The following is a 14,727-nucleotide window of genomic DNA, read 5'->3' as shown; positions in this document are numbered from 1 at the left end:
ATAAAAACCCTAGCCAACTTTCAGCCCAGCAGGTGACGTGCCGCCGGTCTGGTTTAGCGCCATTTTCCAGGAACAGAAACGCATGATTACGCCGGTGCTTGTGCGCCGGGATCACCTGTTTCGGGAGAATATTCATGTCTTATCCTGCGGGAGTTACCGCGCTGTTATATTGCCTGCCAGTGATGGCGAGCGCTGCGACAATGCTCGAAGGCACCGTCATGAGCGATGCGCCGCTGGTCGGTGCAACGGTAATGGTCGCCGACAGCAACGGAAAAAAACTCACCACGCATACTCAGCGCGATGGCCGCTATGCCTTGAATGTCGATGGCCTTCGCGCACCGTTAACCCTCTCCGCCGTGCAGCCCACAGACGGCTCGATAACCTGCCTGCGCAGCGACGTTCCGCGAGCCCGTTGTCTGGCTTCTCTGCGCCTGACCCTGCAAGCTGACCAGACCAATATTGCCAATATCACACCCGTTACCGATCGGCTGGTGTCGGAAGTGGCGGGTGCGCTGGGGTTTACCGGCCCGCAACAGTGGGTGGAACTGGGGGCTCCCGCAAAGCTGAATGCCGGGCTGCTGGCTACGCCGCTGGCAAACTTCCGCGCCGGAATGGGGGAGGCGCTACGCCTGTCGGGGATCGATCCGCAACAGTGTGATCCAGTACAAACACCGATCCGCCAGGGCGACGGTATGACTATGATCTTATCGGTGATTCATCACAACCGTAACTATGACAACAACAGCGGGGAAGCGGGCAGCACCGTGCTTACCGACAGTGCGTTCCGCCCGATTGTCGGGTTACAAAACAGCGGAGCATGGGAACCGCTGGATCTGCCGCAGGCGCTGCGTGACAAGCAGGCCATTCGCAGCGCGAAGAGGCGCATTCTGCTGGTCAGCGACTCCACGGCCGCAGCCTATGAACAAGCCCGCTTGCCGCGCATGGGCTGGGGGCAACGTTTTCAGCAGCAATTTCGTGAGGATAGCGGCGTCATTGTGCTGAATGGCGCACGCTCTGGTCGTTCCAGCCGCGATTTTTACAACGAGGGCTGGTATCAGCAAATGGCACGCGATCTGCGCGCCGGCGACTATGTGTTTATTGCCCATGGTCATAATGATCAGAACTGCGATGGTAATAAAGCAGTGCGCGGCGCAGCCGATGTGCAAAATCTCTGTACCTACCCGAATGATGCCAGCGGCAATCCGCAGTTCCCTCCAGGGCAACCGGCAATGTCCTTCCAGCATTCGCTGGAACGCTATATCACCCTGGCACGTGCGGCGGGCGCCACGCCGGTGTTGTTGACCCCAACGACGCGGGTGAAAAACCGCGCCGGAAAAACGGCTTTCCAACAGGGCGCTAACGATGTGGTCGTGAGCAGCCATTACACCGTGGCAAAGCCGGGTTATCGTTATAGCGGAAATTATATCGACACCATCAAACAGACCGCCCGGCGTAACCATACGCCGCTTATCGATCTTGAAAAAGAGACCATCGATTTTGCCAATGCGCATCCGCACGACTGGATGGACTACTGGCTGGCGGTTGATCCAAACGATCCGCGTTACCCCTGGTATAAAACGCAAACATCAGGCATTCGTAGCAATCCTGATACGACGCATTTCCAGGAAAAAGGCGCGGAGGCCGTCGCATCGATTGTTGCCGGGCAGATCCGTCAGACGCCTGAATTGAGCACGCTTGCTGATTTGTTAAAACACTAAGGAGAGTCTGATGAAAACACTGCACTGTTCCGCGTTACTGTTGGCTTGTATCAGTATTTCTGCCCAGGCGGCTGAGTGGAATGCTGTCGTTTCCACCTCGCCGCAGGCCGGCGAGTTCGCGACCATTCGCCAGGCGCTGGCCGCCGCGCCGGACAAGGGAACGCCGTGGCGTATTCTGATTAAAGAGGGGCGCTGGAACGAGCGGCTGGTGATTGAAAAACCGGTGACGCTGGTGGGTGCTTCGAAAACACAAACGCAGATTGAGGCTGATACCCCTGCCGGAGCACTGGATGAGAGCGGTCAAAAACTGGGAACCGGGCGCACCAGTACGGTGGAGATCCGCGCCAGCAATGTGACGATCGAGAATATGACCATTCGCAACAGCTTTGATTACCCGGCCAATGCAGCACTGCCGGATGGCGATGCCAAAAAACTGAAAGATACGCAGGCGGTGGCGTTAATGGTGTCTGAAGATGTCGATAAGGCCCGTTTCCGTCATGTCCGGCTGGAGGGCTATCAGGACACGTTTTACAGCAAGAGCGGTAGCCGCAGCTATTTCACCGATTGTGAAGTCAGCGGACACGTCGATTTTATCTTTGGTCCTGGGATTGCGGTTTTTGATCGCTGCGACATCATTGCCCGTAACCGCACCGATACCACTCCGCCGTATGGCTACATTACGGCACCCGCGACGCAGGCGGACCAGAAGTTCGGCCTGTTTATTATCAACAGTAAGCTGAGCAAAGAGGCAGGAGTGCCAGCGAAAAGCTATGCGCTTGGGCGCCCGTGGCACCCGACAACGCAGTTCAGCGACGGACGTTACGCCGATCCCAACGCCATTGGTCTGGCGGCGTTTATCAATTGCGAGATAGACGATCATATCTACGGTTGGGACAAAATGTCCGGCAAAGACAAAGCGGGTGAGAAGATTTGGTTTTATCCTGAAGACAGCCGTTTTTACGAGTCCGGCAACCGTGGGCCGGGTGCCGGGCAGGGTGGCGCGAAGTATCAGTTAAGCCAGCAAGACGCCGCGCAATATAACCTGGCGGCGATTTTCAGCGGGTGGGATAAACACTTACTCGATTAACGTTTCAGGACTTCATGCCGGATAGCGGCGACGGCCTTATCCGGTATAAAGTCGGGCGTAACCTGTCCGGCGTCAGTTGCCGTATTTGACATTGAAACCGAGCGTTTCACCGACGGTGTTGTACTCGCGGAAATTAAAAATCAACGGTTTCCATTTGCGGGAATCGACAATCCCCTTTTCGCCTAACAGCTCATCGTCGACCCACAAGTTGACAATATCCAGTTCGGCCAGCATAAAACGCCCTTTATCGCTGGTACTGACCAATCGGCACTCAGCTTGAATAGGGCATTCCGCAATGCGCGGCACGGCAATATCGACAGACGCTTCGGTGTGTAATCCGGCTTTGCTGAATTTATCGTGGCAAATCTCGACGCCCCATTTGGTCTGGGCTTCTGACAGCGTATCGCCGCCGGTCAGTCTGCCAATTTGCTCAACTTTTTCCCACAGGCTATGGTCGGGAATATTGATCACGGCATTGGAGCCCGCCATGAAATTACTCCACGTTTTGCTGCCTTTGCTGATACCAATAATCAGCTTTTCGCCAAGGGAAATAGATGAAGATGCAGCGCAAATATTATTGTTGCCATTGCTGTCTTGCGTGGTGACTAAAAGAACCGGGAAGCCATAATAAAATGAATTGAGTTTTGATTTGTTTTTCATTGTTGCTTTGACTCCTTCCATAAAATATTTGTTTACTATTCTTCTCCTTCGCTGTCGTAATTTTCAATAACCCTTTCTGAGTACCAAAAACCGCCGAAAAATAGCCCCTAAAAAAAGTAGTCCACAATTATCAAAACAGGTATATGATATGCAACATATGTTTTTACCTTCCCGGCGGGTTGCCTGTTGGGAACAGTGAGGATGAAACATGCAACGTATTGCGATACCCGCGAACTATGTCCACACCCGTACCACGCCGTTCTGGACAAAAGAAACCGCCCCGGCTTCCATCTGGAAGCGCCATCTTGACGCCGGAACGCGGCAGGGCGTCTACCCGCGCTTAAGCGTGCTGCAAGGCGCCATCCGCTATTACGGCTATGCCGACGAAACCAGCCCGGAACCGGTAGAAACGCTAACCATCCGCGCGGGGGAGTTTGGTGTGTTCCCGCCAGAAAAATGGCACAACATTGAAGCGTTATCCGACGACACGATATTTAGCGTGGATTTCTATGTTGACCCGAAAATTTTGATTGAAGGCTGAGGTATTCATTATGACCACTGAAAATAAAGGATATTCTTTATCGGTAGCGAACCGTAGCAATAATGAAACTAACGAAAAAGTGTTTCTTAAGCCGATGTCGTTATATGTTCCGGACGTTGCGGTGCAGGCGGTAGCAGAGCTGATTAACGGCCTTTCTGATGCAAAAAATAATGCCAGCGAATTCGTCCTGACCGTTACCAACAACAACAACGGTGTTTCCGTGGACAAAGATTTTGCCAGCCTGGAAGAATTAAACGATCCGCTTAACGCCGCAGATGCAGTGAAAGATTTGATTAATATTGTGCGCGGTTACGAATCGGATGAAGAAACTAACGTGTGCGGCTGGTAATTATCGCCGGAGGAGTAAGCTATGGCTTTGCAAATTCCTGTTCATTTTCGTCACACCCGTTCCACCCCGTTCTGGACCAAAGACACGGTCCCACAGGCGTTGCTCACGCACCATAACACCAAAAAAGGGGTATATGGGCGTTTGTCTGTGATGCAGGGCGCAGTGAAATATTTTGGTTTCGCCAGTGAACATGACACCACACCGGAGATGGAAGTGGTGATCGAGGCGGGCCATTTCGGCATCAGCCCACCGCAGTACTGGCATCATATTGAACTGCTTACTGATGACACCTACTTCAATCTTGATTTCTTTGCCGATCCGGACGAAACGCTGGAAGGTAAGGGAATGGGTCAGGTTGTTAACGCCCACCGCAGCTAACGCGGGGTATTGCCCGGCTGCGTGCCGGGCAATACACGTCAGAAGTTGTCAATAAAACGTCGCACGGCTGGCGAACGCTCAAATTTACGCCACGCCAGCGCAATGTCCGTTTTCAGCGCCTCTTCCATTTTGTGAAACGTCACCTGTGGATGCCTGAAGCAGGCCATTGATTGCGGAATGATAGCGAAGCCAAACCCGGCTGCCACCATGCTCAGTGATGAGGAGAATTGCGAAGCCTGCTGCTGGTTGTCCATATTAATACCCGCTCGCAGACAGGCGTTATACACCAGTTCGTACAGCCCTGGCGCCACCTCCTGCGGGAAGGTCACCACCGGTGTTTTTTGCAGTTCGAAGAGCGACACTTCTTCTTTGGACGAAAGCGGATGCGTGTGATGCAGGGCAATCACCATCGGCTCTTCATCAATCAGCTTCAGGTTAAATGACTTGCTGTTCTCACAAGGCAGCCGGACAAAAGCCACATCAATCACCCCCTCATCCAGTTCCTGCATCAGCGTCGCCATATTGGCTTCTTTTTGGTGGAGCGCCACCTGCGGATAAGCGTTAACAAACTGTCGCAGCACGGAAAAAATCTTACTGTGAAAAGCATTTGAACTGGTTACGCCCAGGTAAAGTTTGCCTTTCATGCCACGGGCAATACCTTTGGCTTTTTCCAGCGCGGCGTCGCTCAATGCAAGGATCTGGCAGGCATCTTCATAGAACGCCTCTCCGGCTTCAGTCAGCTCTACCCCGCGGGTAAGTCGGTAGAACAATGGGGTGCCGACCTCCTCTTCAAGGCGGCGAATTTGCTGGCTCAGCGGCGGCTGCGACATGCCCAGCATTTCTGCTGCGCGAGTGAAGTGTTGCGTCTGCGCAACGGCCACAAAATAGCGTAGATAACGAAGTTCCATATCGAAAACATCTCAAACCCTGATGCTTTGTATATTGGAATCCTTAGCTGAAACGAGTCAATATTTAATCAGCTTTTCTAACCGTCTGCATAGCGAGGGAAAAGAGGATGAGTTATGTAAGAGATTGTTCTTGCGAAGAAAATTTACGAGAAACATTTCGTGCTTTTTCAGAAAGCAATCCACAGAGCGTGATATATCAAACATCGCTAATGAGTGCCTTACTTTGCGGTGTTTATGAAGGCAATACCACCATTAAGGATCTGCTCGCGCATGGTGATTTTGGCCTCGGCACTTTTAATGAACTGGACGGTGAGCTGATTGCTTTCAATAGCGAAGTTTATCAATTGCGTGCGGATGGCAGTGCGAGAGAAGCGCAACCGGAACAGAAAACACCGTTTGCGGTGATGACCTGGTTCACACCGCATTACCGCCAGCAATTCGATACGCCTATCAGCCGCCAGCAATTGCACGATGTCATTGATCAGCACATTCCGTCAGACAACCTGTTCTGCGCACTGCGTATTGATGGTCATTTTCGTCATGCCCATACCCGCACTGTGCCGCGTCAGAAACCACCTTATCGTGCAATGACCGACGTGCTCGACGATCAGCCAGTGTTCCGTTTCAACGGACGTGATGGCGTGCTGGTGGGTTTCCGCACGCCGCAGCATATGCAGGGGATCAACGTGGCGGGCTATCACGAACACTTTATTACTGATGACCGCCGCGGCGGTGGGCATCTGCTGGATTATCAACTCGATCACGGCACGCTGGCGTTTGGCGAAATTCGCCAGTTGATGATCGATCTGCCTGCCGATCCTGCATTTCTGCAGGCCAACCTGCACCCGGCCAATCTGGATGCGGCCATTCGTTCTGTGGAGAGTTAATCACGTTACAAGGAGTGAATGATGAGCAGTGAAAGCCGTACACACCAATGGGCGCATGGCGCTGATATGGTCGTGAGACAACTGGAGGCTCAGGGCGTCAAACAGATTTTCGGCATTCCTGGCGCAAAAATCGATAAGGTTTTTGACTCCCTCCTCGATTCAACCATTCAAATTATTCCTGTGCGTCATGAAGCCAATGCGGCGTTTATGGCGGCCGCCGTCGGGCGCATTACCGGGAAAGCAGGCGTGGCGCTGGTCACGTCCGGCCCCGGTTGTTCAAACCTGATTACCGGCATGGCCACCGCCAACAGTGAGGGCGATCCGCTGGTGGCGATTGGCGGCGCGGTCAAACGCGCCGACAAGGCCAAACAAGTGCACCAGAGCATGGATACCGTCGCCATGTTTCATCCGGTGACCAAATATGCCGTTGAGATCTCCTCGCCGGATGCAATAGCGGAAGTCGTGTCAAACGCGTTTCGTGCCGCAGAGCAGGGGCGACCGGGGAGTGCGTTTATCAGCGTACCGCAGGATATTGCTGACCAGCCTGCCAGCGGCAACATTTTACCCGCGAGCGGCGTTCTTCAACTGGGCGCCGCGCCAGATAAGTCTATCGATCAGGTGGCGAAGATGATTGCTGCCGCTAAGAATCCGGTGTTTTTGCTCGGCCTGATGGCCAGCCGGCAGGAAAATATCAGCGCGTTGCACCAACTGTTAGAGAAGAGCCATATTCCGGTCACCAGTACCTATCAGGCGGCGGGCGCGGTCAATCAACAACACTTTACGCGCTTTGCCGGGCGCGTCGGCTTGTTCAATAACCAGGCGGGTGATCGGTTGTTGCATCTTGCCGACCTGGTTATCTGCATCGGTTATAGCCCGGTGGAATACGAACCGGCCATGTGGAATACCGGCGATGCGAAAGTGGTACATATCGATGTGCTCCCGGCTTATGAAGAGCGCCACTACGTACCGGATATTGAACTGATTGGCGATATTGCCAGCACGCTCGACAAGCTGGCGGAACGCATTGAGAAACCGCTGGTTCTCACGCCCCGCGCCTCGGAAATCCTCATAGAGCGGCGCAATCAGCGGGAGCTACTGAGCCGCCGGGGAGCCCAGCTCAGCCAGTTCGCCATTCACCCGCTGCGCATTGTGCGGGCGATGCAGGACATTGTGAACAGTGACGTCACGCTCACGGTAGACATGGGGAGTTTCCATATCTGGATAGCCCGCTATCTCTACAGCTTCCGGGCGCGGCAAGTCATGATTTCCAACGGCCAACAGACCATGGGCGTTTCTCTGCCGTGGGCCATTGGCGCGTGGCTGGTGAATCCACAACGCAAAGTTGTTTCTGTCTCGGGTGATGGCGGGTTTTTACAATCCAGCATGGAGCTGGAAACCGCTGTGCGCCTCGGGGCGAATGTCCTGCACATCATCTGGGTGGATAACGCCTACAACATGGTGGCAATTCAGGAAGAGAAAAAATACCAGCGCCTTTCCGGCGTGAACTTTGGCCCCGTGGACTTTAAAGCTTACGCGAACGCTTTTGGCGCGGCCGGTTTCGCCGTTGAACGCACTGAGGATCTCGAACCGACGTTGCGCGCCGCCATGGATATCGATGGCCCCGCGGTGGTCGCAATCCCGGTGGATTACAGCGATAACCCGCTACTCATGGGTCAGTTAAACCTTAATCAGATTCTATAAACAACAGGAAGATCACATGAAAAAAGTTGCATTCGTGACCGGTGCCGGTCAGGGGATTGGCAAAGCCATTGCGTTACGTCTGGCAAAAGACGGCTTTGCCGTTGCCGTGGCGGACTACAACGCAGCCACCGCAAAGGCGGTGGCGGACGAAATCAACAACCAGCAAGGCCGCGCCATTGCGGTGACGGTGGACGTGTCCGATCGTAAGCAGGTGTTTGCCGCTGTCGAAGAGGCGCGGGAAAAACTGAACGGCTTCGATGTGATTGTCAATAACGCCGGTGTTGCGCCCTCGACCCCCATTGAAGAGATCACTGAAGAGGTGGTCGACAAAGTTTATAACATCAACGTGAAAGGCGTGATTTGGGGCATGCAGGCGGCGGTGCAGGCATTTAAAGCAGAAAAGCACGGCGGCAAAATTATCAACGCTTGCTCACAAGCCGGGCATGTCGGCAACCCTGAACTGGCCGTCTACAGTTCAAGTAAATTTGCTGTTCGCGGTTTAACGCAAACCGCCGCGCGCGATCTTGCTCCGTTGGGGATCACGGTTAATGGCTATTGCCCGGGCATTGTTAAAACCCCGATGTGGGCAGAGATCGATCGCCAGGTTTCCGAAGCTGCCGGGCAGCCGCTGGGTTACGGTACAGAGCAGTTTGCCAAACGCATTACGCTGGGGCGTTTGTCGGAACCGGAAGATGTCGCCGCATGCGTCGCTTATCTTGCCGGGCCAGATTCTGACTATATGACCGGGCAGTCCCTGCTGATTGATGGCGGGATGGTATTTAACTAACTTTTTGGCTCGGACACAGCCTTTTGCCCTTGCGCTTGCGCAGGGGCTTTTTTGTTATGGAAGCCATTCTCATCGCCAGACGGTTATGATAAGTTGCATTTATAATGCATGTTTAGCGAGGGAACACCGATGGCCGAAAACGACAAAGCAGGGCACACTTTTTTAGCCAGCCTGGGCAAAACGCGTTTGCGTCCGGGCGGTGTGGAGGCTACAGAGTGGCTGTTCAGCCAGGCGCAGTTCACCCCAGAGAGCAATGTGCTGGAAGTGGCCTGCAATATGGGCACCACCTCAATGGAACTCGCCAGGCGTTTCGGATGCACGGTTTACGCCATCGACATGGATAAAAACGCGCTGGCGAAAGCACGCGAAAATGTTCATGCAGCCGGGCTTGAGCGCCTGGTTCACATCCATGAAGCCAACGCCAGTAAATTGCCCTTTGATGACAACACGTTCGATGTGGTGATCAACGAAGCGATGCTGACCATGTATGTAGATAAAGCCAAAGCGAAGCTGATTAGCGAATATTACCGGGTATTAAAACCGGGAGGTCGCCTGTTAACGCACGACATCATGTACACCCGTAATGAACTGGCCAACAGCAATCAGGCCATGCTGGAACAGGTCGTTAAATCGAATGTGAGTCCGATGACGCAACAGGCGTGGCAGGCACTGTTTATTGAGAATGGTTTCTCAGCAGTTGAGACGCATAACGGCAGTATGTCGCTGATGTCGCCCGCCGGTCTGATCCGCGATGAAGGCTTTACCCGCGCGCTGCGTATTGTATTTAACGGTCTGCGCAACCGCGACAATCGAACACGTTTTCTGGGCATGTTCCGCTTCTTTCGCCGTCATCGTCATCAACTGAATTATATCGCCTGCTGCTCACGTAAATGACCGGCTCTGGGGCAAAGCGAAAGCGCCAGCATTATGGCGCTTTGCGTGCCGTCCAGCCGTGAATCAATAGCGACTGGAAAAAACGTTGTGGCAGGGTAAATCCGGCGGTGGCGATGAGGTTTTCTGTCTGCTCCGGCGGCAATAACAGCAGTCGCTGCGACAGCTGCGCTTTGATTTCTGCCTTGTCACGCGGGGCCTGGCTGGCGACCTCGTGCATCGTTTTCCACATCTCCAGTTGTTCATCAAAAGCCGGGCTTTGCATATCGCCCGCTATCTCAGCCGTAATCATTCTGCCGTCATTTTTCAACTGGCGTGCCATTTGCGTATAGATGCCATCCCGTTGCGGGTGCTGAATAAAGTGGGTGACCAGCAGGCACAGCACCGCATCGTAGTCGCCACGGACGGGCAAATCACGGAGATAACCCTCATGTAATGTGCAACGGGCTGCTATTCCGGCATCTGCCAGCTTTTCATGGCAAACGGCCAGCATATCCGGCGAGGGGTCGACGCCATCGAAATGCCATTGTGGATGTTGTTGCGCCAGACGGAGTATTTCGCTGCCGGTCCCCACGCCGACACAGAGCACGCGCGCCTGTGACGGCAGGGTATTTAACAGCAGAGAGATCAGCAAATGAAGGTTATCGGTAATTTCCGCCAGTTTGTGGCTATACGCGTCGTACTGTCGGGAAAATTCGCGATTAAAGATATCGTTAGTGTGGGTGCTCATGAACTTTCTGTCAGGATAAGTGCTTTCATGTAATTTACAATATTACATGAAAAAGAGAGTGGCAAGCCATATGCGTTTTTCGGTAATCCTGCGCAAAAATTCTCGTTTTGGTTATGACGCAGTTTGCGCTTAACTATCCCGGTCACCTTTGCGGAGAACGTGCTGATGAAGACAATACTGCAACAATGGCTCAATCGCCTTAGCCCGACGCTGACTGTACAGGTGGAAGAGGGGGAATATGACTCAGGCCGCCATGTGGCGTTGCTGATCCCGTTCGGTCTGCTTTATGGTCTTGATTACCACCCTTCTGTCTGGATTTATGATGAAAAATGAGCGCCTTTATCTGATCATGCGCTACAGCTACTGGAATGAACTGTGCGCTTCTGTTGAGAAATCAGTCTGAAAACAGACGGTTTTTTTATATCAATGGCTTCAGTAAAGATAATCCAGGGATATACTCACTCTGTTCTTATTAAGACAGGAGTGACAGGACGTGAAACGGATTATTCCGGTGTGTTTATTGGCAACATTTCTTACAGGCTGCCCGATGGGTGACCGTATTCCCCCTCGCGACCCGGCAGAAGTTCTTACCGTTGCCAACTCGGTGTGCATTCGCGTTCAGCCGCAAGGCGAAGCGCGTATGAACTATCTGTGGATTGAAGAAATTGGCAATAAGGATCATCTGTTGCAGAAAGCGAATATAGGCGAAGTGCCTGTATCGCCGCAGAAATGCATTCCGACTTATGGCTATGTTTTCCAGCCCGGTAAAGCGTATAACGTTTCGCTGTCGGTTGAACTCAAAGATGCCAGCAATGGCAGCCTCACATCTCGTCAACAGACCTTCACCAGCAGCTTCATTATCTGGACAATGGCCGATCGCTGGCAGGTTTCTGAACGATAGCCTTATCTGTAATTTAACGGCGGATGAATCGCTATTCATTCGCTATTATCTTTTTTTTTATGTGTTTTTCTCTCGCCTAAATAAGATTTTATTTTTTCTGGATAAATAAAGCGAGGCGGTAAGATATTATTTCAGGCTGGCATTGTGCTCGTCATATTGTTCTGTGGCATAAAGCATGCTAGGTTTTCTGTCGGCCGTAGCCTTTGTTTTTATAGTCCGGTATTTATCTTCAACTTATAGATGACGCCCAGTCGAGTTGTGTATGCTGAATACCTTATTGGCATATGCCCGAATCTCTTAACGGCGTTGAGCCACTGCGGCGGGGGAATGGCTATGACATTTCATTTTCTTAAACAATAAACGTCATTGGGTTTCTATAACAATGTTCGCTCGGTTTTATCTGTTGTTTCTTCATGGAAATTTAAAATGAAAGGACATGATATGAACACATTAAATAAGAGGCAATATAAACCAGCAAGACTGCAATTAGCACCGTTAACCATTGCAATCATTGTTTCATTTACTGCGGTTACTCACGCGACAGAGATAACAATACAAAACGGTGTTGCCGTTGTTGATATTAATAAGCCGAACAGTCAGGGTGTTTCCCATAACGTTTGGAGCGATCTAAATGTTGACCGAAATGGCATGATTTTTAATAACAGCGGTGCGGCATCGGATACGCAACTCGCCGACCAGATTGGGGGGAACAGCAACCTTGCTACGGGCTCCGCGAGCGTCATTCTGAACGAAGTTAATTCGAAAAGCCGTTCTGCCATTTACGGGGCGATGGAAGTCGCCGGAAATAAAGCGGAACTGATTATTGCCAATCCAAACGGCATTACAGTGAGTAACGGTACCGCTATTAATACCAGTAAGCTGACACTCACCACGGGTACGCCAACGTTTGAGGGGGATAACCTGACAGGGTATTCGGTCAATGGCGGTAGCATTAGCATTGATAAACTGGCCAGTGCCAGCCCCAGCGATATTCTTGCCCGCAATGTCGTCATCAGCGGCGATGTGACTGCCGACACGCTAACTGTAGTGGCCGGAAATAATGCGGTGAATCGCAACGGGCAAGTAACCGGTGAGGTTTCGGCAACAGGGTTACGTAAAAGCTATGGCATTGATGTGGCCATGCTAGGTGGAATGTACGCTAATAAGATCACACTCATTAGCACTGAAAACGGTGTCGGTGTTCGTAATCGCGGGGTGATTGCGGCCACTACCGGCGGTGTAGTGATCGATTCGAAAGGGCAACTATTGAACCGTAATGCCCGGATCCAGTCTGGTGGTGAAATGAATATTCGGACCAACGGCTCGCTAGAGAATGCCTCCGGTCTGATTGAAGCCCAAGGAGCCCTCTCAATCGATTCGAATCAGAATAAGCTCATCAATACCCGTATGGGCAAAATCGCTTCCTTATCCAGCGTCTCGATTTGCAGCGGCGAGGTCGATAACACCAACGGTAAACTCACTTCTGGCGGTATGCTTGCTGTAGACACGCATAAGAATACGTTCACCAATTCCGGTAAGGGCAGTGATGTGGGTGTAAGCGCGGATATTGTGTTGCTTAATACCGGCACGCTGAATAATAGCAAAGGGCAAATTACCGGTGGCTCGATGGAAATAAATACTGCTTATCTGAAAAATAAAAGTGGCCATATAGAATCTGACAGCGATATCAATATCACCAGCTCTGGAAATGTCGCTAATAATGCTGGGTTGATCCGCTCAGTGAGCGGCCATATAAAAATGGCTGCGGGTGGTGCCATTAGTAATCGTGATAATAAGACAGCTGATACGGTAAGTTCTGACTCGCTAGGTATTATTGCCGGAGCGGGGGTGGAAATGGTCGCTGACTCCATTAATAACGATGCCGGGCAAATTGCATCAAATGGCGATGTGCTAGTACAGAGCACGAAGGGTATCGATAATTATAACGGTAAACTTCTTTCCAACCGAAATGTGATAATAAAAGGGAACGCTTTGCGCAATGACACCGGTTATCTCAGTGGTGAGCAGGGGGTGAATGTCGCGGTGAACGGCTATATTGATAATTACCTTGGTATTATCAGTTCTGCACAAGGTGATATTGTATTAGCAGCTCATACCGTGGATAACCACGGTGGTTTCATGAAAGGGCAGAATGTTACTGTCGATGTGGGTTCGTGGCTCAATAATAATACTGCGCTTATCGTTGCTGACAACAGGTTGACGATAAATGCTCACGGTAATATTGAAAATCGTGACGGTAATATTTTTGGTATCGTTTACGGTCGTTATTTAGGTATGGCGCAGCAGATCGGCGGCCTGGCAGGTAAAGGGGGCGTGGAACTGACCGCGAACAATATCTATACAACAAATAGCCGGATTGTTGCCGAAGGCGGAGCACTCAACTTACAGGCGAAAGGGAATATTGATAATACGCTTGGGTTGCTGAGCAGTAAGGCGGACGCGAAAATTAACGTTGGGGGTGTTTTCTATAATAACTACGCGACGATCCGCAGCGCAGGCCATCTCGATATCGAAACGCACTATCTGGATAATCTCAGCACCGGTACTTTAGCCAATAATAATGCTACCGGCGTTATCGCGGCGGATAAGAACCTGAACCTGACGGTAGATAAGAGTATGACTAACTACGGTTGGATCAGCGCCAAAGGCGATATGAATGTTAACGTATTGGCTGGCATCCTTTATAACCACAATACACTTGATGCACAAAATGCGATGACGATTAATGCCCTGAATGGCGTTCAGAACTATAAAGACATTACCGCGGGCACAAACCTGAAGATTGAGAGCGGAAAGTCCATTACCAACAATAGCAACAGCAATATCGTTGGGAAAACTATCGAGATTACGGCTATAGACAATATTACTAACTGGGGGAATGTGTTGAGTAATGAATCCCTGTCCGTTAAAACGACGGGTAATCTGTACAATTATCTCAATATGTTGAGTCAGGGCACTGCGGAAGTCGCCGCATATAAAGTCACTAACAGTGGTAAAAAAGCGCGTTTAGGTGGCACAGGCGGATTGAGTCTGGAGTCCGACAAGCTTGTTAACACCGGTACCCTTGTAGGGATGTAAGCCGTATAAGGCAGCGCTACCTTTTATGTGCCGGGCCGTACCCAGAAAAGCAAAAACCCAGCCAAAGGCTGGGTTCTCTGAATAAGTGGT

General features: G+C 51.6%; 15 protein-coding genes. 12 read left to right on the top strand and 3 right to left on the bottom strand.

Features of this window, described 5'->3' with window-relative positions; all coding sequences use genetic code 11:
* Positions 1-134 precede the first annotated feature (134 nt).
* Complete coding sequence (locus tag RTX30_RS14185; protein WP_312690801.1) at positions 135-1,718, top strand: GDSL-type esterase/lipase family protein; 1,584 nt, start codon at positions 135-137, stop codon at positions 1,716-1,718.
* Between the two features lie 10 nt (positions 1,719-1,728).
* On the top strand, positions 1,729-2,805 hold the full coding sequence (locus RTX30_RS14180) for a pectinesterase family protein (RefSeq protein WP_312690800.1): 1,077 nt from the start codon (positions 1,729-1,731) through the stop codon (positions 2,803-2,805).
* A gap of 72 nt (positions 2,806-2,877) precedes the next feature.
* Here RTX30_RS14180 and RTX30_RS14175 read toward each other — a convergent pair whose 3' ends face one another.
* Positions 2,878-3,465 (bottom strand): flavin reductase family protein, encoded by a 588-nt coding sequence (locus RTX30_RS14175; RefSeq protein WP_312690799.1) that lies wholly within the window; start codon positions 3,463-3,465, stop codon positions 2,878-2,880.
* A 208-nt stretch (positions 3,466-3,673) separates the two neighbouring features.
* Here RTX30_RS14175 and RTX30_RS14170 point away from each other — a divergent pair, with 208 nt between their 5' ends.
* The 3 genes from RTX30_RS14170 to RTX30_RS14160 are packed head-to-tail and all read left to right on the top strand — an operon-like array spanning position 3,674 to position 4,733.
* Positions 3,674-4,006: a DUF1971 domain-containing protein gene (locus tag RTX30_RS14170; protein WP_312690798.1), complete on the top strand. Its 333-nt coding sequence runs from the start codon at positions 3,674-3,676 to the stop codon at positions 4,004-4,006.
* 10 nt (positions 4,007-4,016) lie between these two features.
* Positions 4,017-4,355, top strand: coding sequence for a DUF1869 domain-containing protein (locus RTX30_RS14165; RefSeq protein WP_312690797.1), 339 nt, complete (start codon positions 4,017-4,019; stop codon positions 4,353-4,355).
* Between the two features lie 21 nt (positions 4,356-4,376).
* Positions 4,377-4,733 (top strand): DUF1971 domain-containing protein, encoded by a 357-nt coding sequence (locus RTX30_RS14160; RefSeq protein ID WP_312690796.1) that lies wholly within the window; start codon positions 4,377-4,379, stop codon positions 4,731-4,733.
* Between the two features lie 38 nt (positions 4,734-4,771).
* Here RTX30_RS14160 and RTX30_RS14155 read toward each other — a convergent pair whose 3' ends face one another.
* Positions 4,772-5,641, bottom strand: coding sequence for a LysR family transcriptional regulator (locus RTX30_RS14155; protein ID WP_312690795.1), 870 nt, complete (start codon positions 5,639-5,641; stop codon positions 4,772-4,774).
* Between the two features lie 107 nt (positions 5,642-5,748).
* On the opposite strand from RTX30_RS14155, the gene budA reads away from it, so the two are divergent.
* The 4 genes from budA to RTX30_RS14135 all read left to right on the top strand — a co-directional run bounded on the left by budA (position 5,749) and on the right by RTX30_RS14135 (position 9,910).
* A complete protein-coding gene (budA, locus tag RTX30_RS14150) occupies positions 5,749-6,528 on the top strand; it encodes an acetolactate decarboxylase (protein WP_312690794.1) in 780 nt (259 codons plus the stop codon).
* Between the two features lie 21 nt (positions 6,529-6,549).
* Positions 6,550-8,229 carry an acetolactate synthase AlsS gene (gene alsS / locus RTX30_RS14145; protein WP_312690918.1) on the top strand — a complete coding sequence of 560 codons (1,680 nt, stop codon included), beginning with the start codon at positions 6,550-6,552 and terminating at the stop codon, positions 8,227-8,229.
* A 16-nt stretch (positions 8,230-8,245) separates the two neighbouring features.
* Positions 8,246-9,016, top strand: a complete 771-nt coding sequence (locus RTX30_RS14140) for a (S)-acetoin forming diacetyl reductase (RefSeq protein ID WP_312690793.1) — start codon at positions 8,246-8,248, stop codon at positions 9,014-9,016.
* 129 nt (positions 9,017-9,145) lie between these two features.
* Positions 9,146-9,910 (top strand): class I SAM-dependent methyltransferase, encoded by a 765-nt coding sequence (locus RTX30_RS14135; protein ID WP_312690792.1) that lies wholly within the window; start codon positions 9,146-9,148, stop codon positions 9,908-9,910.
* A 31-nt stretch (positions 9,911-9,941) separates the two neighbouring features.
* On the opposite strand, the gene RTX30_RS14130 is transcribed toward RTX30_RS14135, so the two are convergent.
* Positions 9,942-10,637, bottom strand: coding sequence for a class I SAM-dependent methyltransferase (locus RTX30_RS14130; protein ID WP_312690791.1), 696 nt, complete (start codon positions 10,635-10,637; stop codon positions 9,942-9,944).
* A 165-nt stretch (positions 10,638-10,802) separates the two neighbouring features.
* Between RTX30_RS14130 and RTX30_RS14125 the strand changes: the two genes are divergently transcribed.
* The 3 genes from RTX30_RS14125 to RTX30_RS14115 all read left to right on the top strand — a co-directional run bounded on the left by RTX30_RS14125 (position 10,803) and on the right by RTX30_RS14115 (position 14,637).
* Positions 10,803-10,970 (top strand): hypothetical protein, encoded by a 168-nt coding sequence (locus tag RTX30_RS14125; protein ID WP_312690790.1) that lies wholly within the window; start codon positions 10,803-10,805, stop codon positions 10,968-10,970.
* Between the two features lie 160 nt (positions 10,971-11,130).
* A complete protein-coding gene (locus RTX30_RS14120) occupies positions 11,131-11,538 on the top strand; it encodes a putative T6SS immunity periplasmic lipoprotein (protein ID WP_312690789.1) in 408 nt (135 codons plus the stop codon).
* Positions 11,539-11,964: 426 nt separating this feature from the next.
* Entirely contained in the window at positions 11,965-14,637 is a 2,673-nt protein-coding gene (locus RTX30_RS14115) for a filamentous hemagglutinin N-terminal domain-containing protein (RefSeq protein ID WP_312690788.1), read from the top strand.
* Positions 14,638-14,727 lie beyond the last annotated feature (90 nt).

It is taken from the genome of Kosakonia sp. (assembly GCF_032052965.1).
GTDB lineage: Bacteria > Pseudomonadota > Gammaproteobacteria > Enterobacterales > Enterobacteriaceae > Kosakonia.
This window is presented reverse-complemented; position numbering and strand designations above follow the sequence as displayed.